Origin of the sequence: Pseudomonas sp. NY15354 (assembly GCF_048068075.1) — a bacterium.
Taxonomy (GTDB): domain Bacteria; phylum Pseudomonadota; class Gammaproteobacteria; order Pseudomonadales; family Pseudomonadaceae; genus Aquipseudomonas; species Aquipseudomonas guariconensis_C.
The window spans coordinates 41,727-64,010 of sequence record NZ_JBLUPV010000007.1; the positions used below are offsets into that span (position 1 = coordinate 41,727).

Below are 22,284 nucleotides of genomic sequence, written 5' to 3' on the forward strand. Positions count from 1 at the left end.
GGGGAAGTTCGGGGTTCAAGTCCGGACCGCTAGGGCGGGGTCCGGGTATCTGCCAACACTTAACACAACATAGGAGCATCGAAAGGCTTCACCAGCCATTCAGTTACTCTGAGTCCCGGTTCACCGGTTTAGTTCCAAGGCCCTGAAAACTATTTGCGATAGTTTCATGAAACCTCAGAACCGCCAGCGCTGAGCCAACAACGGATCCACGACCCTCACCGCAGATCCTATCCTGCTTCCCCTGCTCGATTCAGTGAGCTTCGTCCCAATTCGAGCCAATGCCCACTTCCACCAGCAACGGCACATCCAGCTGCGCGGCGTTGCTCATGTACGGGCGGATCTGCTCCCGCACCTGCTCGACCAGGTCCTCACGCACCTCCAATACCAGTTCGTCGTGCACCTGCAGGATCACCCGCGCATCCAGGCCGCTGTCGGTCAGCCAGTTATCCACAGCCACCATGGCGCGCTTGATGATGTCCGCCGCAGTGCCCTGCATCGGCGCGTTGATCGCGGTGCGCTCGGCGCCCTTGCGCAGCACCGGGTTCTTCGCGTTGATATCCGGCAGGTACAGCCGACGGCCAAACAGGGTTTCGACGAAGCCCTGCTCGGCGGCCTGGGCGCGGGTGCGCTCCATGTAGGCGAGCACGCCGGGGTATCGGGCGAAATAGCGGTCGATGTAATCCTGGGACTGCTTGCGGTCAACGCCGATCTGTTTGGCCAGACCAAAGGCACTCATGCCATAGATCAGGCCAAAGTTGATCGCTTTGGCGCTACGGCGCTGGTCGTGGGTGACCTGCTCCAGCGGCACACCGAAGACCTCCGCGGCGGTCGCGCGGTGCACATCCAGATCGTTGCGAAAAGCGTGCAGCAGGCCTTCATCCTTGGCCAGGTGGGCCATGATGCGCAGCTCGATCTGCGAATAGTCGGCCGCCAGCAGCTTGTAGCCGGGGCTGGCGACGAATGCCTGGCGAATCCGACGCCCTTCTGCAGTGCGCACTGGAATGTTCTGCAGGTTCGGATCGCTGGACGACAGGCGCCCGGTGGCCGCCACGGCCTGCTGGTAGGAGGTGTGGATACGCCCGGTGCGCGGGTTGATCTGCTCCGGCAGCTTGTCGGTGTAAGTGCTCTTGAGCTTGCTCAGGGAGCGGTACTCCATCAGCACCGTAGGCAGCGGGTAATCCTGCTCGGCGAGCTCGGCCAGCACCGCTTCGGCCGTGGAAGGCTGGCCCTTGGCGGTCTTGCTCAGCACCGGCATGCCCAGCTTGTCGTAGAGGATCACACCCAACTGCTTGGGCGAGCCCAGATTGAATTCCTCGCCCGCCAGCGCGAAGGCCTCACGCTCGAGCTCGGCCATCTTCACGCCCAGCTCACCGCTCTGCACCTTGAGCAGCTCGGCATCGACCAACGCTCCCTGGCGCTCGATCTTGGCCAGCACCGGCACCAACGGCATCTCGATGTCCATCAACACCGGCTGCACGCTCGGGGTCTTGGCCAGGCGCTCCTGCAGGGCGTGGTGCAAGCGCAGGGTGATGTCGGCATCCTCGGCGGCGTAAGGGCCGGCCTTTTCCAGAGGGATCTGGTTGAAGGTCAGCTGTTTTGCGCCTTTGCCGGCGATGTCCTCGAACGCGATGGTGCTGTGATCCAGGTACTTGAGCGCCAGGCTGTCCATGTCGTGGCGGGTGGCAGTCGAATCCAGCACGTAGGATTCGAGCATGGTGTCGTAGGTCACGCCGCGCATCTGGATGCCCTGGGCCGGGTCGCCGCCCAAGGCGCAGTTGGCCAGGATATTGATGTCGTACTTGGCGTTCTGGCCAATCTTGCCCTTGGCCGGGTCCTCCAGCAGCGGCTTGAGCGCCAGCAGCACACGGTCGCGGTCCAACTGCGCCGGGGCGCCCTCGTAATCGTGGGCCAGTGGCACATAGGCGGCCTCATGGGGCTCGACCGCGAACGACAGGCCGACCAGCTTCGCCTGCTGGGCGTCCAGGCTGGTGGTCTCGGTGTCGAAGGCGAACAACGGTGCCTGGCGCAGTTTGTCGAGCCAGGCGTCGAAACGCGCTTGGTCGAGAATGGTCTCGTATTTGGGCTCGACCTTGGCCGCAGGCGTTTGCAGCGGGGCGACCACGTCACCGGCCTGGGCCGCATCGCGCTGGACTTCGGCGATCCAGCTCTTGAATTCCATCTCCGTATACAACGCCAGCAAGGCATCGCGGTCCGGCTCGCCACACACCAGCGCATCGACTTCGATGTCCAGCGGCACGTCGATCTTGATGGTCGCCAGCTCATAGGACAGGAACGCCGCATCGCGGTGCTCCTCGAGCTTGGCCGGCAGGCCCTTGGCGCCACGAATGGGCAGCTCAGGGACCTTGTCGAGGTTGGCGTACAGGTCGCTCAGGCCGCCACCGATGCCCGTCAGCAAGCCGACGGCGGTCTTCTCGCCCACGCCCGGTACGCCCGGGATGTTGTCGACCTTGTCGCCCATCAGGGCAAGGAAATCGATGATGTGTTCGGGACCGACGCCAAATTTCTCGTGCACGCCAGCTACGTCCAGCACGCTACCGGTCATGGTGTTGACCAGCGTAATGTGCCCGTCCACCAATTGCGCCATGTCTTTGTCGCCGGTCGAGATGACCACCGGTCGCCCCAGGGCCGCGCTGCTGCGTGCCAGTGTACCGATGACGTCGTCGGCCTCGACCCCTTCGACACACAGCAACGGATAGCCCAAGGCCTTGACGCTGGCGTGCAACGGCTCGATCTGCACCCGCAGATCGTCAGGCATGCTGGGGCGGTTGGCCTTGTATTCGGCGAACATGGCGTCACGGAAAGTGCCGCCCTTGGCGTCGAAGACCACCGCGAAGAGGCTGTCCGGGTACTGCTTGCGCAGGCTCTTGAGCATGTTCAGCACGCCCTTGACCGCACCGGTGGGCATGCCCTTGGAGGTGGTCAGCGGCGGCAGCGCATGGAAGGCGCGGTAGAGGTAGGAGGAACCGTCCACCAGGACGAGGGGCGCTTGGCTCATGAGGAGAATCAACCTTTTCGGCAGGTCCGGCGCTAGAATAGCGGGAACAATTGACGACAAAGGGACAAGGTTATCATGCGTACACTCAATCGCCTGTTACTGCTCGGTCTGTTGGCCACCATGCCAGTCGTCACCCTGGCGGCGGAAGACGCCCCATCGGCAGATCCCGATGTAACCATTCGCACGGAAGGCGACAAAACCATCCAGGAGTACCGGCAGAACGGTTTCCTGTATGCGATCAAGGTGACGCCCAAGCACGGCAAGCCTTATTTCCTGGTACGCGCCGATGGCTCCGAAGGTAACTTCATTCGATCCGACCAGCCGGACATGCTGATTCCGTCCTGGAAGATCTTCGAGTGGTAATCTGAGGCGTATCGTTCACATCAACCAGGCACTTCCGGGTGGAAGTGCCCGCATGGGCTTCTTTTCATCATGTCAGTCTTCACCCCCGTGACCCGGCCTGAGCTGGAAACCTTTCTGGCGCCGTATGAGCTGGGCCGCCTGCTCGACTTCCAGGGCATCGCCGCTGGCACCGAGAACAGCAATTTCTTCGTCAGCCTGGAGCAGGGGGAATTCGTCCTGACGCTGATCGAGCGCGGGCCAGCCGAGGACATGCCGTTCTTCATCGAACTGCTCGATGTGCTGCACGATGCCGACATGCCAGTGCCCTACGCCCTGCGTGACCGCGACGGCAATGGCCTGCGCGAGCTGTGCGGCAAGCCTGCGCTGCTGCAGCCACGGTTGTCGGGCAAGCACATCAAGGCACCGAACAACCAGCACTGTGCCCAGGTGGGCGAGCTGCTGGCGCACATCCACCTGGCCACCCGCGAGCAGATCATCGAGCGCCGCACCGACCGCGGCCTCATCTGGATGCTCGAAGCCGGGGCCGAGCTGATGCCCGGCCTGGATGCCCGACAGGGGCAAATGCTGCAGGCCGCGCTGGACGAGATCGACGCGCACAAGGCGCAGATCCTTTCCTTGCCTCGGGCCAACCTGCATGCCGACCTATTCCGCGACAACGTGATGTTCGAAGGCACGCACCTGACCGGTGTGATCGACTTCTACAATGCCTGCTCGGGGCCGATGCTGTATGACATCGCCATCACCGTGAACGACTGGTGCCTGGATGAAACCGGCGGCATCGACGTACCGCACGCCCAGGCACTGCTGGCCGCCTATGCCGCACTGCGCCCCTTCACCGCGGCCGAAGCCGAGCTGTGGCCGGTCATGCTGCGCGTGGCGTGCGTGCGGTTCTGGCTGTCGCGCCTGATCGCAGCGCAGGCGTTTGCAGGGATGGACGTGATGATCCACGACCCGAGCGAGTTCGAGGTGCGCCTGGCGCAGCGTCAGCACGTGGCGTTGGGCTTGCCGTTCGCCCTCTGACCTTGTCTGCTTCCTCGCGGGTGAACCCGCTTCCACAGCGACAGCGCCAACCTTGAAATGTGCGCTATCCCGGTGGGAGCGGGTTTACCCGCGAAAAAGCCTCCATCGATTTACAGCTGTTCCAGGCATCCCGTCAGGTCAGTGCCCAGCTTCTCCAGCAACCGCTCATACCCCTTGGCATCCACAGGGTCGCTCCCGCCCAGGGCATCGAGCTCAGCCAAGCGCACCGGCAAGCCGGCCGTGAGCGTTTCGGCCAGACGCGGACGCAGTGGCGGCTCGCTGAACACACAGGTCTTACCCACCTCCTGCAGGCGCTTGCGCATGGCGGCGACATGCTGCGCGCCGGGCTGTACCTCTGCGGCCACATTGAACACGCCGGTGTGCTTGAGGCCATACGCCGCCTCGAAGTAATCGAATGCCTCGTGGAACACGAAGTAAGGCTTGCCTTCGACACCCGCCACTCGCGCCTTGATGCGCAGGTCCAAGGCATCCAGACGCGCGACGAACGCCTTGAGATTGGCTTGGTAACGGGCCGCATTGGCCGGGTCGGTGGCGGCCAGGTCGCTGGCCATTTTCGCCGCGATCACCCGGGCGTTGGCCGATGACAGCCACAGGTGCGCATCCAGACTGCCAGGGCGATGGTCATGATCGTGATCATCGCCGTCATCCTCATGGGCATGGCTGTCTTCGCCAAAATGGCGCAAGTGCATGCCTTCGATCGACTGCACCGCGACGCTCGGCTTGGTGCGCCCATTGATCACGCGAGGCAGGAAGCTCTCCATGTCCGGGCCGATCCAGTACAACAGATCGGCGGTGGCCACGCGCCGCACATCGGAAGGGCGCAGGGCATAGTTATGCGGCGAGGCGCCTGGTGGCAGCAGCACGTCCGGGCTGCCAACGCCGTCCTGGACCGCCGCGGCGATCTGCTGCAAGGGTTTGATACTGGTCAACACGCGCACCTCGGCCTGGGCCGAGAAGGCGATGAAAGCGATAAAAAGGGCAAGCAATCGGGACACGGTGAGTACTCGACGGGCCAGAAAGAGGTAACATAATAACGTCTCTATCCGGAACCGTCGCCGCCCATGTCCATCACGCCGCTGGCCAACCGTCCCCACGATCATTCCCACTGCGTGCACAGCGCACTGGCCGAGGCCGACGCCCTGTGCACGCGCCATGGCCTGCGCCTGACCGCCTTGCGCCGCCGGGTGCTGGAGCTGGTCTGGCAGAGCCACAAGCCGCTGGGTGCCTACGATATCCTGGCCGTGCTGAGCGAGCAGGATGGCCGCCGCGCTGCGCCGCCGACCGTGTACCGCGCCCTGGACTTCCTCCTGGAAAACGGCCTGGTCCACCGCATTGCCTCGCTCAACGCCTTCATCGGCTGCAGCCACCCCGAACACGTGCACCAGGGCCAGTTCCTGATCTGCCGCGCCTGCCATGTGGCCATCGAGCTCGAGCAGGACAGCATCAGCGAGGCCATCATCACCAGCGCCAAGGGCGTAGGCTTCACGGTCGAAACACAGACCGTCGAAGTGGTCGGCCTGTGCAGCAATTGCCGGGGGCAGGCATGAGCGACGCACTGATCCGCCTCGAACAGGTCGGCGTCACCTTCGCCGGCGAGTCGGTGCTCGACAGCATCGACCTGTCGGTGGCACCCCGCCAGATCGTTACCCTGATTGGCCCCAACGGCGCCGGCAAGACCACCCTGGTGCGCGCCGTGCTTGGCCTGCTCAAGCCGCACCGCGGCAAGGTCTGGCGCAAGCCCCGGCTGCGCATCGGCTACATGCCGCAAAAGATCCAGGTCGACCCCACCCTGCCGCTGTCGGTGCTGCGCTTCCTGCGCCTGGTGCCAGGCGTGGACCGCGCCGCGGCACTGTCGGCCTTGCAGGAAGTCGGCGCCGAGCAAGTCATCGACAGCCCGATCCAGACCATCTCCGGCGGCGAGATGCAGCGCGTGCTGCTGGCCCGTGCACTGCTGCGCGAGCCAGAACTGCTGGTGCTCGATGAGCCTGTGCAGGGTGTGGATGTGGCCGGCCAGGCCGAGCTGTACAGCCTGATCACCCGCCTGCGCGACCGCCACGGCTGCGGCGTGCTGATGGTCTCCCACGATCTGCACCTGGTGATGAGCACCACCGACCAGGTGGTATGCCTGAACCGTCACGTGTGCTGCTCGGGGCATCCGGAGCAGGTCAGCGGCGACCCGGCGTTCGTCGAGCTGTTCGGCCAGAACGCCCCAAGCCTGGCCATCTACCACCACCATCACGATCACCGCCATGACCTGCACGGCTCGGTGATCGCCCCTGGCGCCCACGTTCATGGAGAGCACTGCAAGCATGGCTGATTTTCTTCTCTACGCCCTGCTCGCAGGCTTGTCCCTGGCCTTGGTGGCCGGCCCGCTGGGGTCGTTCGTGGTCTGGCGGCGCATGGCCTACTTCGGCGATACCCTGTCCCACGCAGCACTGCTCGGCGTTGCCCTGGGGTTGGCGCTGGATGTCAGCCCCGCCTTGGCGGTGACCGTCGGCTGCCTGCTGCTGGCGATCCTGCTGGTGACCCTGCAACAACGCCAGCCGCTGGCCTCCGACACCCTGCTCGGCATCCTGGCGCCCAGCACCTTGTCGCTGGGCCTGGTGGCGCTGAGCTTCATGCACGACGTGCGCATCGACCTGATGGCCTACCTGTTCGGTGACCTGCTAGCCATCAGCCCCACCGACCTGGCCTGGATCCTGGGCGGCAGCGTCGTGGTCCTGCTGTTGCTCGCAGCCTTGTGGCGACCACTGCTGGCAGTGACCGTGCATGAGGAGCTGGCAATGGTCGAGGGTCTGCCAGTGGCAGGCCTGCGCCTGGCCTTGATGCTATTGATCGCCGTGGTCATCGCGGTGGCCATGAAGATCGTCGGGGTGCTGCTGATCACCTCGCTGCTGATCATTCCCGCCGCTGCGGCACAGCGTCACGCTTGCTCGCCGGAGCAGATGGCCCTGGGCGCCAGCCTGCTGGGCGTGGTCGCGGTTTGTGGCGGGCTGGCCATGTCCTGGTTCAAAGACACCCCAGCCGGCCCATCGATCGTGGTCTGCGCCGCAGTGCTATTCTTGCTGAGCCTGGCGTTGCCCAAGCGCTGAAAATTTCAGGATGCGCGCAGGCGCCTCCTGCAACCTTTTGTCAGGTAAAGGGTCTGTAAGACTTATTTTCGAGCGTGCGCACCAGGGTGTAGACTTGCTCGCTTTTTGCGCAAATAGAGAGTCGCAGGAATGAAGCCGTTCGCCTCCCGTTTTCTGCTTGTTGCCGTTATTTCCCTGTTCCTGGCGGCCTGCTCCAGCACTCCGCCGGAACAGGCGAGCGCGCCTGCCCAGGCCGATGCCTGGCAAACGCTGCAACAAAGCATCGCCAGCAATGAGCTGGCCACCGCCGAAGACCAGTTGGCCGCGTTGCAGGCGCAATCGCCGGACGATGTGCGTCTCGAGCAGTACCAACGCCAATTGGCCGAAGCCTACCTGCGACGCAGCCAGATCGTGCTGCAGAAGGGCGACGTCAATGCCGCCGCCACTGCGCTCGCCCGCGCCCGTGCCCTGATGCCCCAGGCTCCTGCCGTCACCGGCGGCGACGCCGTGGCCCAGGCGCGCAAGGCCGAACTTGAAAAGGCCGAGGCCGCGCTCAAGGCCGCCGAGGCCAAGCCCAAGGCCCGCGTCATCGACCCCAGCGCACCCAACACCGTGGTGGCGCTGAAGACCACTGACAGTCGCGCCATGCGCCGCCAGCTCGATGACATCGCCGCCGACGTGGTGAACTATCAGTGCGATGTAGTGTTCCAGGTGCCGCGCACCGAAGACGCCCCTTGGCTCAAGACCCTGCTCGAAAAACGCGTGCGCAAGCTCGATGGCGACTTCGAGCTTAACCAACGGCATGAGATTCAGCGAGCGTTGCCGGCGCAGGTCGTTCTGGTACCGCGTCAGCCTTGAGATACTGGGGGCGCTCTGCGCCCCTTTCACGTGACAAGCCCGCGCCTACAGGGGCCCCACTGTTACTGCAGGAGCGAGCCTGCCCCGGAAAAAGGGCTGCAAAGCAGCCCCGAACCTCACGCCGGAATCGCCTCGGCCACCGCCTCGCGCGCCCACACCCGGTGTTGTTCCAGCGCTTTCACGAAGGCATCCACCGCCTGCTGATCATCCCCCAGCAGCAACCCCGCATCCTCCTTGAGCCCCAACGTGCCCAGCAACGCCTTGCCCTCACTGGCCAGCCCCATGGGCTTGAGGTGCTTGTAGGCCTCGAGCAAGTAATGCTTGGCCACGCCGCTCTGGCCCAAGGCCTCGAGCGCTGCCTTGCCGGCCGGCACCCACAGCCCGTCGACCATCACCGATGGCATTCCCTCCATCGAAGCATCCACGGCCAACGCCTTACCCTCGGCGGTCTTGACCGGCGCCGACGTCGGCCCCAGCACCAAAATGCGCGCGCTTTGGGCCTCGAAGGCCTTCACCAGCCGGTCGACACTGGCGCCTTCCACGCCGTCGGCCACCAACAAGGCGATCTTGCGCCCCTTGATGCCCACGCTCCCGGGGTGGTTCATCTGGCTCAATGCCGGTGACTGCGCAGGCTTCGCGCCTTTGACCTGCACTGTTCCAGCCTTGGGCGCCGGCAAGCCCAGGTTGGCCGCCACTGCCGCCGCAAGATCCAGGTCGATGTTGGCCAGGATCTCGTTCACCTCCCGCGCCCGGATCGCCTCCCGCTCGACTTTGCCCAGCTCGAAGCTGTAGGCCTTGATGATGTGCTGCTGTTCGGTCGGGCTCATGCTCTGGAAGAACAAACGCGCCTGGGAGAAGTGGTCGCTGAAGGAGTCGCTGCGCTGGCGGATCTTGTGCCCGTCGATGCGCTCCTGATAGCTCTCGAAGCCCCCGCCATGGGGTGCGGGCGGCGTCTCTTTGGGCCAGCCGCCATCGATGGAGTTGGGCTCATAGGAGGCACGTCCCTTGTCGATGGTCATGCGGTGCATGGCATCGCGCTGGCTGCTGTGATTGGGCACGATCGGCCGGTTGATCGGGATTTCATGGAAGTTCGGGCCACCCAGGCGGCTGAGCTGGGTATCGGTGTAGGAGAACAGACGCCCCTGCAGCAATGGATCGTTGGTGAAGTCGATTCCCGGCACGATATGCCCAGGACAGAAGGCGATCTGCTCCACTTCGGCGAAGAAGTTGTCCGGATTGCGGTTGAGCACCATTTTGCCCAGCGGCGTCACCGGCACCAATTCTTCAGGAATGATCTTGGTCGGGTCGAGCAGGTCGAAGTCGAAGTTATGCTCGTCAGCCTCCGGGACGATCTGCACGCCCAGCTCCCATTCAGGGTAATCGCCAGTCTCGATGGCTTCCCACAGGTCGCGGCGGTGGAAGTCCGGGTCTTTGCCGCCAAGCTTCTGCGCCTCGTCCCAGAGCACCGAGTGCACGCCCTGGCGCGGCTTCCAGTGGAACTTCACGAACGTGGCCTCGCCCTGGGCGTTGACCAGGCGGAAGGTGTGCACGCCAAAGCCTTCCATCATCCGCAGGCTGCGCGGAATGGCCCGATCGGACATCGCCCACATGACCATGTGCGCCGACTCCGGCACCAGCGAAACGAAGTCCCAGAAGGTATCGTGGGCGGAGCCGCCGGTAGGCACTTCGTTATGCGGTTCTGGCTTCACCGCGTGGACGAAGTCCGGGAACTTGATCGCATCCTGGATGAAAAACACCGGCATGTTGTTACCAATCAGGTCGAAATTGCCCTCATCGGTATAGAACTTCACGGCAAAGCCGCGCACGTCGCGCACGGTGTCGCCCGAGCCGCGCGGACCTTGCACAGTGGAAAACCGCACGAACACCGGGGTGAGTTTCTGGGGATCCTGCAGGAAGCCCGCCTTGGTCAACGCCTCGTGGCAGCCGTAGCTCTGGAAGTAGCCATGGGCACCCGTGCCGCGGGCATGGACGATACGTTCGGGAATCCGCTCATGGTCGAAGTGGGTGATCTTCTCGCGCATGATGAAGTCTTCGAGCAACGAAGGCCCACGCACGCCGGCCTTGAGGGTGTTCTGATTGTCGGCGATCTTCACGCCCTGGTTGGTGCGCAAGGCCTGGCCGGTGGCATCGCTGCGCATGTTCTCCAGGCTCTGCACCTTGGCATTGGTGTTGGCCCGATCAGGCGTGTGGGTTCCCGCCAGTTGGCTGTCCCTGGGCGAATCCGGAGTCTTGCTGGGCATGTCGGCTCTCCTCGTCATGGCATACAGGTGCCCCGTTCGGGCTCGTTCCTGTAGTGACTGGAGGTGGCGCTCGAGCGTTCAATCGGATTACCGGTTGTCGCGTTATGCCCAGTGGATTGGTTGCCGACGAAATAAATGCTAAGAACAACTATGGGAAAAGGCTAAAATGCGCGACCCCGGCTAACCGCTGACCCAAATTCCATGCGCCCCACAAGGTTCGCTCAGTGATCGAGTTTCAAAATGTCCACAAGACCTACCGCGTCGCCGGTAGGGATATTCCCGCCCTGAACCCGACCAGCCTGACCATTGAAAATGGCCAGGTGTTCGGCCTGATCGGGCATTCCGGCGCCGGCAAGAGCACCTTGCTGCGCCTGATCAACCGCCTGGAAGCCCCAAGTGGCGGCAAGATCATCGTCGACGGGGAAGATGTCACCGCGTTCGACGCCAACCAGCTGCGCCGCTTCCGCCAGCAGGTCGGCATGATCTTCCAGCACTTCAACCTGCTGGCTTCCAAGACCGTCGCCGACAACGTCGCCCTGCCGTTGACCCTGGCCGGCGAGCTGTCGCGCAGCGAGATCGACAAACGCGTGACCGAACTGCTGGCCCGCGTCGGGTTGTCGGACCACGCCAAGAAGTACCCTGCCCAGCTTTCCGGTGGCCAGAAGCAGCGCGTGGGCATCGCCCGAGCCCTGTCCACCAACCCCAAGATCCTGTTGTGCGACGAGGCCACCAGTGCCCTCGACCCGCAAACCACGGCCCAGGTCCTGCAGCTGCTGGCCGAGATCAACCGTGAGCTGAAACTGACCATCGTACTGATCACCCACGAGATGGACGTGATCCGCCGGGTCTGTGACCGCGTGGCGGTGATGGACGCCGGGCAGATCGTCGAGCAAGGCCCGGTGGCCGAGGTGTTCCTGCACCCGCAGCACCCGACCACCAAGCGTTTCGTCCAGGAAGACGAGCAGGTGGACGAAGGCGAGCAGCGCGACGACTTCGCCCACGTGCCAGGGCGTATCGTGCGCCTGACCTTCCAGGGCGATGCCACCTACGCGCCGCTGCTGGGCACCGTAGCCCGCGAGACCGGTGTGGACTACAGCATCCTGGCCGGGCGTATCGACCGCATCAAGGACGTCCCCTATGGGCAGCTCACGCTCGCCGTCACCGGCGGCGACATGGAAGCGGCGTTCGCCCGCTTCAAGGCAGCTGATGTTCATATGGAGGTACTGCGTTGATGGACGCCCTTAATTTCTTCGCCAACGTCGACTGGGCCGAGATCTGGCTCGCCACGATCGACACCATGATCATGTTGTTCGGCTCGCTGTTCTTCACCGTGCTGCTGGGCCTGCCACTGGGCGTGTTGCTGTTCCTGTGCGGCCCGCGCCAGATGTTCGAACAGAAGGGCGTGTACGCGCTGCTGTCGCTGGTGGTCAACGTGCTGCGCTCGCTGCCGTTCATCATCCTGCTGATCGTCATGATTCCGATTACCGTGCTGATCACCGGCACCTCGCTGGGCGTCGCCGGCGCCATCCCGCCGTTGGTGGTGGGTGCCACGCCGTTCTTCGCGCGCCTGGTGGAAACCGCCCTGCGTGAAGTGGATCGCGGCATCATCGAGGCCACCCAGTCGATGGGCGCCACCACCCGCCAGATCATCACCAATGCCCTGTTGCCCGAAGCCCGTCCAGGCATCTTCGCCGCCATCACCGTCACCGCCATCACCCTGGTGTCCTACACCGCCATGGCCGGTGTGGTCGGTGCAGGTGGCCTGGGCGACCTGGCCATCCGCTTCGGTTACCAGCGATTCCAGACCGACGTGATGGTGGTCACCGTGATCTTGCTGTTGATCCTGGTTCAAGTTCTGCAGAGCGTCGGCGACAAACTGGTCGTGCATTTTTCCCGTAAGTAACCCCAATGGGGTCGGTCCGGCCGACCCGTTCGGGGGCCGTCGCGGCCCTCACAAGGAGTGATCAATGAAGAAGCTGCTTGCTGTTGTCGCCGCTGTCGCGGCCTTCTCGGCCAACGCCGAGTCCCTCACCGTCGCGGCCACCCCGGTTCCGCACGCCGAGATCCTCAACTTCGTGAAGCCGCAACTGGCCAAGGAAGGGGTGGAACTGAAGGTCAAGGAATTCACCGACTACATCCAGCCGAACGTGCAGGTGGCCGAAAAGCGCCTGGACGCCAACTTCTTCCAGCACCAGCCGTATCTGGATGAGTTCAACAAGGCCAAGGGCACCAACCTGGTCAGCGTTGCCGGCGTACACCTGGAGCCGCTGGGCGCCTACTCGAGCAAGATCAAGAAGCTCGACGAGCTGTCGTCCGGCGCCACCGTGGTCATCCCCAACGACGCCACCAACGGCGGCCGCGCCCTGCTGCTGCTGGATAAAGCCGGTGTGATCAAGCTCAAGGACAACAAGAACATCCTGTCGACCGTCAAGGACATCACCGCCAACGACAAGGGCCTGAAGTTCCGCGAGCTGGAAGCGGCCACCATTCCACGCGTGCTGACCCAGGTCGACCTGGCGCTGATCAACACCAACTATGCCCTCGAAGCCAAGCTCAACCCTGAGAAGGACGCGCTGGTCATCGAAGGCAGCGACTCGCCGTACGTAAACATCCTTGTTGCCCGTCCGGACAACAAGGACGCCGACGCCATCAAGAAACTGGCCGCCGCCCTGCACTCGCCGGAGGTGAAGCAGTTCATCACCGAGAAGTACAAAGGTGCGGTGATTCCGGCGTTCTAAGCTAGTCAGATCGCGCTAAACCTTTCGCGGGTAAACCCGCTCCCACAGGTTCTCCGGTGTTCTCAACAACACCGCTGTGCCTGTGGGAACTGTGCCAGGGCTGGTATTTGCACGGCTGAAAAGTGTCAAGGAATGCCAACTGAAGGCGATTCGAGCTTGTCCGGCACCATAGAACCTCCCACAGAGACGCCACAGGCCAAAGAGCCGCGGTGAACCTGTGGGAGCGGGTTTACCCGCGAAGCTTTTCAGCCGCGAGGTCAATCCCGTTTGACCAACCCCGGCAGCTGCGCCACCAGCTTCTGGTTGTTCAACGGCGCCCGGATGAAGCCGCGTTGGCGCCCGTCCGGCCCGACCACCGCCAGGTTGCCGCTGTGATCGACCGTGTACCCCGGCTTGCTGGTATCGGCCGGAATGAACGGAATGCTCAGGCCATTGGCCAACGCCTGGGTGTCCTCGATCGACCCCGTCAGGCCGACGAAGTCCTTGTCGAAATAGCCCAGGTACTGCTTGAGCTGGTTCGGCGTATCCCGGTTCGGGTCCACACTCACCAACACCACCTGCAAATGCTCGAGTGCTTCCTTGGGCAGTTCGCTCTTGACCTGGCGCAACTGGGCCAGGGTGGTCGGGCAGATGTCGGGGCAGTAGGTGTAGCCGAAGAACAGCAACGACCACTTGCCCTTGAGCTGGTCCAGTTCCACAGGACGGCCGTTCTGGTCGGTCATGGTCACATCCGGCACCGTGCGGCTCTGGGGCAGGAGGATGATACCGGCATCGATCAGCTCGGCCGGGTTCGCCTCGCTGCGGCCATTGAGCACCTTGTTGACGGTCAGGCCGAGGATCAAGGCAACGACGGCGACGAGGATGAAGACGGTTTTCTGGGTTCGAGTCATAAGGTCGGCAACAGGTAGTGGTCCAAAAGCAGTGCGATGAACAGCACGAACAAGTACCCGATAGAGTACTTGAAGGTCCTGATCGCAGCGTGCGGCCTGGTGCCACGGTACAACACCCAGGCCCAGTGGAGAAAGCGCAGGCCCAAGGCGAGGGCACACGCCAGGTAGAGCGGGCCGCTCATGTGAATGACGTACGGCAACAGGCTCACCGCCAGCAGCACCAGGGTATAGAGCAGGATGTGCAGCTTGGTGTAGCGCTCGCCATGGGTCACCGGCAGCATGGGGATGTCCGCTTTGGCGTACTCCTGCTTGCGGTGGATCGCCAGGGCCCAGAAGTGCGGCGGGGTCCAGGCGAAGATGATCAGCACCAGCAGCAACGGCTCGGCGCTCATGTGCCCACTCACCGCCACCCAGCCCAGTAGCGGTGGCGTCGCGCCAGCCAGGCCTCCGATGACGATGTTCTGCGGCGTGGCACGCTTGAGAAAGCCGGTGTAGACCACGGCGTAGCCCAGCAATGAGGCCAAGGTCAGCCAGGCGGTAAGGGGGTTGGTGAACACCAGCAGCACGGCCATGCCCGTCAGCGACAACGCCAGCGCGAAGCCCAGCGCCGGCAAAGGCGCGACCCGGCCTTCGGCCAGTGGGCGCTTGTGGGTGCGGGCCATCAGCGCATCGATGCGCCGGTCCACCACGTGGTTGACTACCGCCGCGCCCCCCGCGCACAGGGCAATGCCCAAGTTGCCGAACACCAGGATGGGCCAGGGCACCCCCGCCCGGGTGGCCAGGAACATGCCCGCCAGCGAAGTGATCAGCATCAGCACCACCACCTTCGGCTTGGTCAGCTCCAGGTAGTCGCGCCAGCCGGCCCGCGTCCGGCGTTCACTCAGAAGCGTCGCCACGCGTCAGCCCTCGTGTGCACAGAGCCACCCGCGTTGCTGACCGGCGTCAGGCGCCAGCCATGGCCTACGCGGACCTTGTCCACCACGCGAATCCGGTAGTTCACCAGCACCATGCTCAGCAGCAGCAGGGCTCCGCCCGCGTTATGCGCCACGGCCACGCCCAGCGGCAGGTGGAACAGCACATTGCTGATACCCAGGCAGACCTGCAGGCCAAGCACCAGCAGCACCAGCCGAGCCAGACCAGTGAGGCCATTGCGATGCAGCTTCCAGCTCAGCATCAGCAGCACCCCGACGACCATCAACGCCCCGAGTCGGTGACTGATGTGGATGGCCGTGCGGGCATCGCTGTCCAACTGCCCACCCAGGTAGTTGGGCCCCACATGCTGGGTCAGGTGAAAGCCGTTGCTGAAGTCCGCCGCCGGCCACCATTGACCGTGGCAGGTGGGCAGGTCGATGCAGGCCACCGCGGCATAGTTGGCACTGACCCAGCCTCCCAGGGCGATCTGCCCGATCACCACCAACAGCGCCAGCGCCGCCACCCGGCGCAGGCTCAACGGTAGCTTGGGCAATGGCGCAAAGGCGCGAGATAGACGCAGGGATAACAGGAACAACAGACTGAGCGTGGTGAAGCCGCCCAGCAAATGGGCGGTGACCACCTGCGGCCACAGCTTGAGGGTGACCGTCCACATGCCGAATGCCGCCTGGGCGAGCACCACCCCCAGCAACAGCACCGGCAGGCGGTAGGGCTGACCGTCCCGGGCATGACGACGCACAGCCTGGAAGGCCAACAGCGCGATCACCGTCGCCAGTGTGCCGGCGAAGTAGCGGTGGACCATTTCGGCCCAGCCCTTGGCCTCCTCCACGGGGTGGTCCGGGAAGCGCAGTTCTGCATGCGCCAGCTGCGCTTCGGTCTTGGGCACACCGATGAAGCCATAGCAGCCGGGCCAGTCGGGACAACCCAGGCCGGCGTGGGTCAGGCGGGTATAGGCACCGAGCAGCACGACCAGCAGCGCCAGCACGGTAGCGAACACAGCAAGGCGATATCCGGGTCTGGCCATGGCGGCCTCCTAGCCGATGTTGGACAGCTTGAGCAGATGGCGCAGGTCATCGAGCACCTGTTTGCCGTTGACCTTGGCGTCGTAGCGCAGCACCAGGTTGCCGTGGGGGTCGACGATCCACAGCTGCGGACCAGGCGCCTCGACCTTCTGGCCATAGCGCTGGGTATCCAGCGGGTAACGTTGCAACTGCGGGTACTCACGCTCAAGGGTGCCCTGGTAATCGCCAGACAGTGGCTGGGCGGTGGCCAAGGCATGGCTGGCACGGCTTGCATCGCGGCCCAGGCCGATCTGGATCTGCCGCGCCAGGTACACCAGCGCCTGGCAATCCTTGGCGCAGGCTGCCGGGGCGCTGACCAGCAATTGCCAGCGCGCCTCCTGGGCATCGATACCGATGTCCGCGCGGCTTTCGCCGTTGCCGATCATCTCGCCGTGATAGCTGCGGCCCTCGGGCACCCAGAACTGCAGCTTGTACATGCTGGTGGCCAGGATCATCGGCCCCAGTACCACCAGCAGAATCAGGATCAGCTGCAAACGCCCGCGGCTTCTGGCTTTGCCACGTTCAGGCATGTCCAGTGGACTCGTTACGCCGCCCATGGGTGTTCTCCTTTTTGTCATGCCAACCGAAATAGAGGTAGAGCAGCACCAACGCAGTGGCCAGGGCGAACCATTGCACGGCGTAGCCCAGGTGTTTTTCCGGGCCCATGGCGACCACCGGCCAGTCCAGCCGGTAGCTGGCCGGGCCATCCTCAAGGCGCAGCTCATGGGCAAAGCCTTCACGCCCCAGCTGTTGCCACAGTTGGGCAGCGTCGACAGCGGTCAGCAGGTGCGGCCACTGGCCGCCGACCGGGTCGGGGTGCAACTGGAAGGTGGTGCCAGGCGCGACGTAGACCGACGCTTCGAGAGCCAGAGCCTGCGCGGGGGTATCGAAACGGACGGGGTCTCGACGATCTGGCCACGGCAGCCAACCCCGATTGACCAGCAGCCACAGGCCGCTGGCCTGGTCATGGAAAGGCTGCAGTAGTTCCACGCCGACCTGGCCATCGCGGATGCTGTTGTCCAGCAGCACGCTGTGCTCCCCATCGAAGCGGCCATACAGGTGCACGCGACGATAGGCCGGATCGGCCACCTGCGGCAGTTGCGCGCTTGCCAGGGGCGCCTCGATCCGGCGTTCGGCGTAGCTGGCCAGCAGCGCACGCTTTTCATCGGCACGGCCCAGTTGCCAGCAGCCGAGCGCAATCAGGCCCGGCAGCAGCGCGAGCACCACCAGGGTCGGTACCAGGCCTGGGCGAAACGGCTTCACCGCGGCCTCGCCAGGTCGATCGCTATACTTAGAATCATCACCGCATCCCCCCGGAGTTTCGCCATGCTCAAGGCCGCGATTGTCCTGATGCTGTTGGCCACCATCGCCAGCCTGTTCAGCGGGCTCGTGTTCCTGGTCAAGGACGACGAACACTCGACCCGCTTGCTCAAGGCCCTGACCGTACGGGTCACCCTGGCCTCCCTGACCATTGCGCTGGTGGCCTGGGGCCTGATCAGCGGCCAACTGGTCTCTCACGCCCCCTTCTAGGTTTTCACCGGCCCCTGTGGGAGCGGATTCACCCGCGAATACGTCGGTGCTCGTTAAAGACAGTTGCCTTCACAAAGTTCAGAGCACGTACACGAAGATGAACAGCCCCACCCACACCACATCGACGAAGTGCCAGTACCAGCTCGCCGCTTCGAAACCAAAGTGCTTGTCCGGGTTGAAATGCCCGCGCAGCACGCGACAGAACATCACGATCAGGATCAGCGTGCCCAACGTCACGTGGGCACCGTGGAAACCGGTGAGCATGAAGAAGGTCGCGCCGTAGATCCCCGAGCCCAGCGTCAGGCCCAGCTGGGTGTAGGCCTCGTGATACTCGTAGGCCTGCAGCGCCAGGAACGACAAGCCCAGCAGAATGGTCAGCCCCAGCCATAGCTTGAGCGGCCCCCGATGGTTCTTGCGCAAGGCATGGTGGGCGATGGTGACGGTCACGCTCGAGCTCACCAGCAAGATGGTGTTGATCAGCGGCAGGTGCCACGGGTCGATGACTTCCTTGGGCGGCGGGAACAGCTTCGGGTCCGGCGTATGCAGCAGCGGCCAGGCGAACTCGAACGTCGGCCAGAGCATGTGGGCGATGCCTTTGTGCCCCTCGCCACCGAGCCAGGGGCCGGCCAGCACCCGCACGTAGAACAGCGCGCCGAAGAACGCCAGGAAGAACATCACCTCCGAAAAGATGAACCAGCTCATGCCCCAGCGGAACGAGCGATCCATCTGTGCGCTATAGAGCCCGGCATGGCTTTCCCTGACCACCGCACCGAACCAGCCGAACAACATGTAGGCCAGAAACAACGCGCCGACGAAGAAGATCAGCGGCCCATGGGACTCGGGGTGCCCGGCCTTGAGGTCGTTGAACCAGGTCCCCAGGCCGAACACCGTGATGAACATCCCGATGGTCGCGATGATCGGCCACTTGCTCTGCGCCGGGACGTAATAGTGCTCATGACTTGCCATTGCTGTTCTCCTTCCCTTAACGGGCGCCCTGAACGTCCTGGGCCGCGACATGGGCGACCGGTGGGTGGCGAGCGGTGATGTCGAACAAGGTGTAGGCCAGTGTCAGGTGCTTCACATTGGCCGGCAGGTCGCGATCGACGATGAAACGCACCGGCATTTCGATGCGCTCACCGGGCTGCAGCACCTGCTGGGTAAAGCAGAAGCACTCGGTCTTGTGGAAATACGCCGCGGCCTCGGCCGGCGTGATGCTGGGTATCGCCTGGGCGCTCATGGGCCGGTCGGTGGGGTTGCGGGCAATGAAGATCATCTGGTTGACCGCACCCGGGTTGACCTCCAACTGGTCGGCGGTGGAGTAGAAGTCCCAGACCATGTCGCTGGCGTTGGTGGACATGAACTGCACCCGCACCGTGCGCGACGGGTCGCTGACCTGGCTGCCCTCGTATTGCCCGCCGGTCTTGCCATTGATGCCGAACGCCTTGCACATCACGTCGTAGATCGGCACCAGGGCAAAACCGAAGGCGAACATCACCACCGTCAGCATCAACAGGCGCGTGACCAGGCGTCTGAGCGAAAGGCCATTCATGCCCGGCGTCCTACTTCACGTCCGGTGGCGTCTGGAACGTGTGGTAAGGCGCCGGTGAAGGCACCGTCCACTCCAGGCCATCGGCGCCATCCCACGGCTTGGCCGGTGCCGGCGCGCCGCCGCGGATGCACTTGATGACGATGAACAGGAACAGAATCTGCGTTGCGCCGAAGGTGAAGGCGCCGATCGACGAGACCATGTTGAAGTCGGCGAACTGCAGGTTGTAGTCCGGAATCCGCCGCGGCATGCCGGCCAGCCCCACGAAGTGCATGGGGAAGAAGGCCATGTTCATGCCCACGAACGAGAGCCAGAAGTGCAGTTTGGCCAAGGTTTCGTCGTACATGTGGCCGGTCCATTTCGGCAACCAGTAGTAGGCCGAGGCGAAGATGCCGAAGATCGCCCCAGGCACCAGCACGTAGTGGAAGTGGGCCACGACGAAGTAGGTGTCGTGGTACTGGAAGTCCGCCGGGGCGATGGCCAGCATCAAGCCGGAGAACCCACCAATGGTGAACAGGATGACGAACGCGATGGCGAACAGCATCGGCGCTTCGAAGGTCAGGGCGCCCTGCCACATGGTGCTGACCCAGTTGAACACCTTCACCCCGGTGGGGACGGCGATCAGCATGGTGGCGTACATGAAGAACAGCTCGCCGACCACCGGAATCCCGACCACGAACATGTGGTGGGCCCAGACGATGAACGACAGGAAGGCGATCGCGCCGGTGGCATAGACCATCGAGGTGTAGCCGAACAACGGCTTGCGCGAAAAGGCCGGAATGATCGAGCTGACCGCGCCGAAGGCCGGCAGGATCATGATGTACACCTCAGGGTGCCCGAAGAACCAGAACACATGCTGGAACAGCACCGGGTCACCGCCGCCGGCGGCACTGAAGAAGCTGGTGCCGAAATGGATATCCATCAGCATCATGGTCACCACGCCCGCCAGCACCGGCATCACCGCAATCAGCAAGAACGCGGTGATCAGCCAGGTCCACACGAACAGCGGCATTTTCATGAGCGTCATGCCCGGGGCGCGCAGATTGAGGATGGTGGCGATCACGTTGATCGCGCCCATGATCGAGCTGATCCCCATCAGGTGGATGGCAAAGATGAAGAACGTCACGCTGGCCGGCGCATAGGTGGTGGACAGCGGGGCGTAGAAGGTCCAGCCGAAGTTGGGGCCACCGCCTGGGCTGAACAGGGTCGAGACCAGCAGCAGGAAGGCCGCTGGCAACAGCCAGAAGCTGAAGTTGTTCATCCGCGGCAAGGCCATGTCCGGCGCGCCGATCATCAGCGGGATCATCCAGTTGGCCAGGCCGACGAACGCCGGCATCACCGCGCCGAACACCATGATCAGCCCATGCATGGTGGTCATCTGGTTGAAGAACGCCGGTTCCACGATCTGCAGGCCAGGCTGGAACAGCTCGGCGCGGATCACCATGGCGAAGGAGCCGCCGAGCAGGAACATGGTGAAGGCGAACCACAGGTACATCGTGCCGATGTCCTTGTGGTTGGTGGTCAGCACCCAGCGCATCAGGCCCTTGGCCGGGCCGTGGGCGTGGTCATGGCCTTGGGCGTGGTCGTCGATCACTGCACTCATGTCCTGTCTCCTGCAATCCAATGATTGCCGCGAGTAACCCGGTTCATTGCGCGTCTGCCTGCTTGAGCGCCAGCACATCCTTCGGCGTGACCATGTCACCCTTGTTGTTGCCCCAGGCGTTGCGCTCGTAGGTCACCACCGCGGCGATATCGACTTCCGAAAGCTGCTTGCCGAAGGCGGCCATCGCGGTACCGGGACGACCGTGGAACACCACGTTCAAGTGCTCCTCTTTAGGCCCGGTGGCGACCTTCGAGCCCTTGAGCGCCGGGAACATCGGCGGCAGGCCCTGGCCTTCGGCCTGGTGACAGGACACGCATGTGGTGTGGTAGACCTTGTCGCCACGCTCGACCAGTTCCTCGAGCGTCCACTCCTTGCTGGTCAGCTCCTTGAGCTTGGCGGCCTCGGCTTTGCGCTCGCCCAGCCAGGTGTCGTAGTCAGCCTTGGACTTGACCTCGACCACCACCGGCATGAAGCCGTGGTCCTTGCCGCACAGCTCGGTGCACTGGCCACGGTAGATGCCAGGCTTCTCGATACGCGTCCAAGCCTCGTTGACGAAGCCCGGAATGGCGTCACGCTTGACCGCGAAGGCCGGCACCCACCAGGAATGGATAACGTCGGCGGCGGTCACCAGGAAGCGCACTTTGGCCCCGACCGGCAGCACCAGCGGCTGGTCGACTTCGAGCAGGTAGTGCTCGTCCTTGGGGGCCTTGTTGTGGATCTGGTCGGCGGGTGTGGCCAGGTTGCTGAAGAACTCGACGTCCTGGCCCAGGTATTTGTAGTGCCACTTCCACTGGTAGCCGGTGACCTGGATGTCGATGTCCGACTCGCTGGCGTCGTAGATGTCGATCAGGGTCTTGGTGGCCGGGATGGCCATGGCCACGAGAATCAGGAAGGGGACGATGGTCCAGAGGATCTCGACCCAGGTGTGCTCGTGGAAGTGCGCAGGCTCCTGGCCGGTGGAGCGGCGGTGGATGACCATCGACCAGAACATCGCGCCGAACACCACGATGCCGATGACCACGCAGATCCAGAAGATGGTCATGTGCAGGTCGAACACAGCGCTGGAGACTTCCGTCGCCCCCGGTGCCATGTTCACGGTCCAGGCGGCGTGTGCCTGGCCAAACACCAACCACAGCAGGAGGCCCATCCAGACATGTGGATGTCGCATCATTGCGGGTTCCCCTTATCGTTCTTGTTGTCCCGGAGGCGTGGACGACCGTACGGCTAAGGAGGGGATGGCGGCCAAGACTGCCTGGCTTCGACGACCGAGCCCCTGCAAATGGCAGTCGGGCCTCATCAACGAATCACGTTCAACCCGAGTATAGACAGCGACCAACGGCACGCAACGAAGGCCATGAAAACAACTTCAGGGACCT

Annotated in this window: 22 protein-coding genes; 10 read left to right on the forward strand and 12 right to left on the reverse strand. The window is 63.7% G+C overall.

The window, feature by feature from the left end:
- Positions 1 to 250: 250 nt before the first annotated feature.
- The gene (polA, locus tag ACNFCH_RS09460) at positions 251 to 3,016 is read right to left on the reverse strand and encodes a DNA polymerase I (RefSeq protein WP_416742673.1); all 2,766 of its coding nucleotides are present in this window, start codon (positions 3,014 to 3,016) and stop codon (positions 251 to 253) included.
- A gap of 75 nt (positions 3,017 to 3,091) precedes the next feature.
- Here polA and ACNFCH_RS09465 point away from each other — a divergent pair, with 75 nt between their 5' ends.
- Complete coding sequence (locus ACNFCH_RS09465) at positions 3,092 to 3,379, forward strand: DUF2782 domain-containing protein (RefSeq protein WP_043207720.1); 288 nt, start codon at positions 3,092 to 3,094, stop codon at positions 3,377 to 3,379.
- 69 nt (positions 3,380 to 3,448) lie between these two features.
- Positions 3,449 to 4,399 carry a homoserine kinase gene (locus tag ACNFCH_RS09470; RefSeq protein WP_337159325.1) on the forward strand — a complete coding sequence of 317 codons (951 nt, stop codon included), beginning with the start codon at positions 3,449 to 3,451 and terminating at the stop codon, positions 4,397 to 4,399.
- Positions 4,400 to 4,509: 110 nt separating this feature from the next.
- On the opposite strand, the gene ACNFCH_RS09475 is transcribed toward ACNFCH_RS09470, so the two are convergent.
- Entirely contained in the window at positions 4,510 to 5,415 is a 906-nt protein-coding gene (locus tag ACNFCH_RS09475; RefSeq protein ID WP_337159326.1) for a zinc ABC transporter substrate-binding protein, read from the reverse strand.
- Positions 5,416 to 5,481: 66 nt separating this feature from the next.
- Between ACNFCH_RS09475 and zur the strand changes: the two genes are divergently transcribed.
- The 4 genes from zur to ACNFCH_RS09495 all read left to right on the forward strand — a co-directional run bounded on the left by zur (position 5,482) and on the right by ACNFCH_RS09495 (position 8,349).
- Positions 5,482 to 5,967 (forward strand): zinc uptake transcriptional repressor Zur, encoded by a 486-nt coding sequence (zur, locus tag ACNFCH_RS09480; protein ID WP_416742674.1) that lies wholly within the window; start codon positions 5,482 to 5,484, stop codon positions 5,965 to 5,967.
- The gene (gene znuC / locus ACNFCH_RS09485) at positions 5,964 to 6,737 is read left to right on the forward strand and encodes a zinc ABC transporter ATP-binding protein ZnuC (protein ID WP_070091370.1); all 774 of its coding nucleotides are present in this window, start codon (positions 5,964 to 5,966) and stop codon (positions 6,735 to 6,737) included. The genes zur and znuC overlap by 4 nt, the downstream gene beginning before the upstream one ends.
- Complete coding sequence (gene znuB, locus ACNFCH_RS09490) at positions 6,730 to 7,512, forward strand: zinc ABC transporter permease subunit ZnuB (RefSeq protein ID WP_337159327.1); 783 nt, start codon at positions 6,730 to 6,732, stop codon at positions 7,510 to 7,512. Before znuC ends, znuB begins: the two co-directional genes overlap by 8 nt.
- Positions 7,513 to 7,641: 129 nt before the next feature.
- Entirely contained in the window at positions 7,642 to 8,349 is a 708-nt protein-coding gene (locus ACNFCH_RS09495) for a PA5502 family lipoprotein (RefSeq protein ID WP_337159328.1), read from the forward strand.
- Positions 8,350 to 8,465: 116 nt separating this feature from the next.
- Here the strand turns inward: ACNFCH_RS09495 and katE are convergent, their stop codons facing one another.
- Positions 8,466 to 10,628: a catalase HPII gene (gene katE / locus ACNFCH_RS09500; RefSeq protein ID WP_416742675.1), complete on the reverse strand. Its 2,163-nt coding sequence runs from the start codon at positions 10,626 to 10,628 to the stop codon at positions 8,466 to 8,468.
- 206 nt (positions 10,629 to 10,834) lie between these two features.
- On the opposite strand from katE, the gene ACNFCH_RS09505 reads away from it, so the two are divergent.
- The 3 genes from ACNFCH_RS09505 to ACNFCH_RS09515 all read left to right on the forward strand — a co-directional run bounded on the left by ACNFCH_RS09505 (position 10,835) and on the right by ACNFCH_RS09515 (position 13,348).
- Positions 10,835 to 11,842: a methionine ABC transporter ATP-binding protein gene (locus ACNFCH_RS09505; RefSeq protein WP_337159330.1), complete on the forward strand. Its 1,008-nt coding sequence runs from the start codon at positions 10,835 to 10,837 to the stop codon at positions 11,840 to 11,842.
- Positions 11,842 to 12,513 (forward strand): methionine ABC transporter permease, encoded by a 672-nt coding sequence (locus tag ACNFCH_RS09510; protein WP_337159331.1) that lies wholly within the window; start codon positions 11,842 to 11,844, stop codon positions 12,511 to 12,513. Before ACNFCH_RS09505 ends, ACNFCH_RS09510 begins: the two co-directional genes overlap by 1 nt.
- Positions 12,514 to 12,577: 64 nt before the next feature.
- Positions 12,578 to 13,348, forward strand: a complete 771-nt coding sequence (locus ACNFCH_RS09515) for a MetQ/NlpA family ABC transporter substrate-binding protein (RefSeq protein WP_196164327.1) — start codon at positions 12,578 to 12,580, stop codon at positions 13,346 to 13,348.
- 257 nt (positions 13,349 to 13,605) lie between these two features.
- On the opposite strand, the gene ACNFCH_RS09520 is transcribed toward ACNFCH_RS09515, so the two are convergent.
- The 5 genes from ACNFCH_RS09520 to ACNFCH_RS09540 are packed head-to-tail and all read right to left on the reverse strand — an operon-like array spanning position 13,606 to position 17,492.
- On the reverse strand, positions 13,606 to 14,238 hold the full coding sequence (locus tag ACNFCH_RS09520) for an SCO family protein (protein ID WP_416742676.1): 633 nt from the start codon (positions 14,236 to 14,238) through the stop codon (positions 13,606 to 13,608).
- Positions 14,235 to 15,134 carry a heme o synthase gene (gene cyoE, locus ACNFCH_RS09525; RefSeq protein WP_337159333.1) on the reverse strand — a complete coding sequence of 300 codons (900 nt, stop codon included), beginning with the start codon at positions 15,132 to 15,134 and terminating at the stop codon, positions 14,235 to 14,237. The genes ACNFCH_RS09520 and cyoE overlap by 4 nt, the downstream gene beginning before the upstream one ends.
- Positions 15,119 to 16,192 carry a COX15/CtaA family protein gene (locus tag ACNFCH_RS09530; protein WP_337159334.1) on the reverse strand — a complete coding sequence of 358 codons (1,074 nt, stop codon included), beginning with the start codon at positions 16,190 to 16,192 and terminating at the stop codon, positions 15,119 to 15,121. Before ACNFCH_RS09530 ends, cyoE begins: the two co-directional genes overlap by 16 nt.
- 9 nt (positions 16,193 to 16,201) lie before the next feature.
- Positions 16,202 to 16,786: a hypothetical protein gene (locus tag ACNFCH_RS09535; RefSeq protein ID WP_337159335.1), complete on the reverse strand. Its 585-nt coding sequence runs from the start codon at positions 16,784 to 16,786 to the stop codon at positions 16,202 to 16,204.
- Positions 16,752 to 17,492, reverse strand: a complete 741-nt coding sequence (locus ACNFCH_RS09540) for an SURF1 family protein (protein ID WP_337159336.1) — start codon at positions 17,490 to 17,492, stop codon at positions 16,752 to 16,754. The genes ACNFCH_RS09535 and ACNFCH_RS09540 overlap by 35 nt, the downstream gene beginning before the upstream one ends.
- Before the next feature lie 63 nt (positions 17,493 to 17,555).
- On the opposite strand from ACNFCH_RS09540, the gene ACNFCH_RS09545 reads away from it, so the two are divergent.
- Positions 17,556 to 17,759 (forward strand): twin transmembrane helix small protein, encoded by a 204-nt coding sequence (locus tag ACNFCH_RS09545; protein ID WP_070091358.1) that lies wholly within the window; start codon positions 17,556 to 17,558, stop codon positions 17,757 to 17,759.
- Positions 17,760 to 17,837: 78 nt separating this feature from the next.
- Here the strand turns inward: ACNFCH_RS09545 and ACNFCH_RS09550 are convergent, their stop codons facing one another.
- From ACNFCH_RS09550 to coxB, 4 genes are read right to left on the reverse strand one after another with little or no spacing between them, the layout of a single operon-like run.
- Positions 17,838 to 18,725 (reverse strand): cytochrome c oxidase subunit 3, encoded by an 888-nt coding sequence (locus ACNFCH_RS09550; protein ID WP_070091357.1) that lies wholly within the window; start codon positions 18,723 to 18,725, stop codon positions 17,838 to 17,840.
- A gap of 16 nt (positions 18,726 to 18,741) precedes the next feature.
- The gene (locus ACNFCH_RS09555; protein WP_070091356.1) at positions 18,742 to 19,308 is read right to left on the reverse strand and encodes a cytochrome c oxidase assembly protein; all 567 of its coding nucleotides are present in this window, start codon (positions 19,306 to 19,308) and stop codon (positions 18,742 to 18,744) included.
- A 10-nt stretch (positions 19,309 to 19,318) separates the two neighbouring features.
- Positions 19,319 to 20,908, reverse strand: a complete 1,590-nt coding sequence (ctaD, locus tag ACNFCH_RS09560; RefSeq protein ID WP_070091355.1) for a cytochrome c oxidase subunit I — start codon at positions 20,906 to 20,908, stop codon at positions 19,319 to 19,321.
- Between the two features lie 43 nt (positions 20,909 to 20,951).
- Positions 20,952 to 22,079 carry a cytochrome c oxidase subunit II gene (coxB, locus tag ACNFCH_RS09565; RefSeq protein WP_416742677.1) on the reverse strand — a complete coding sequence of 376 codons (1,128 nt, stop codon included), beginning with the start codon at positions 22,077 to 22,079 and terminating at the stop codon, positions 20,952 to 20,954.
- Positions 22,080 to 22,284: the final 205 nt, after the last annotated feature.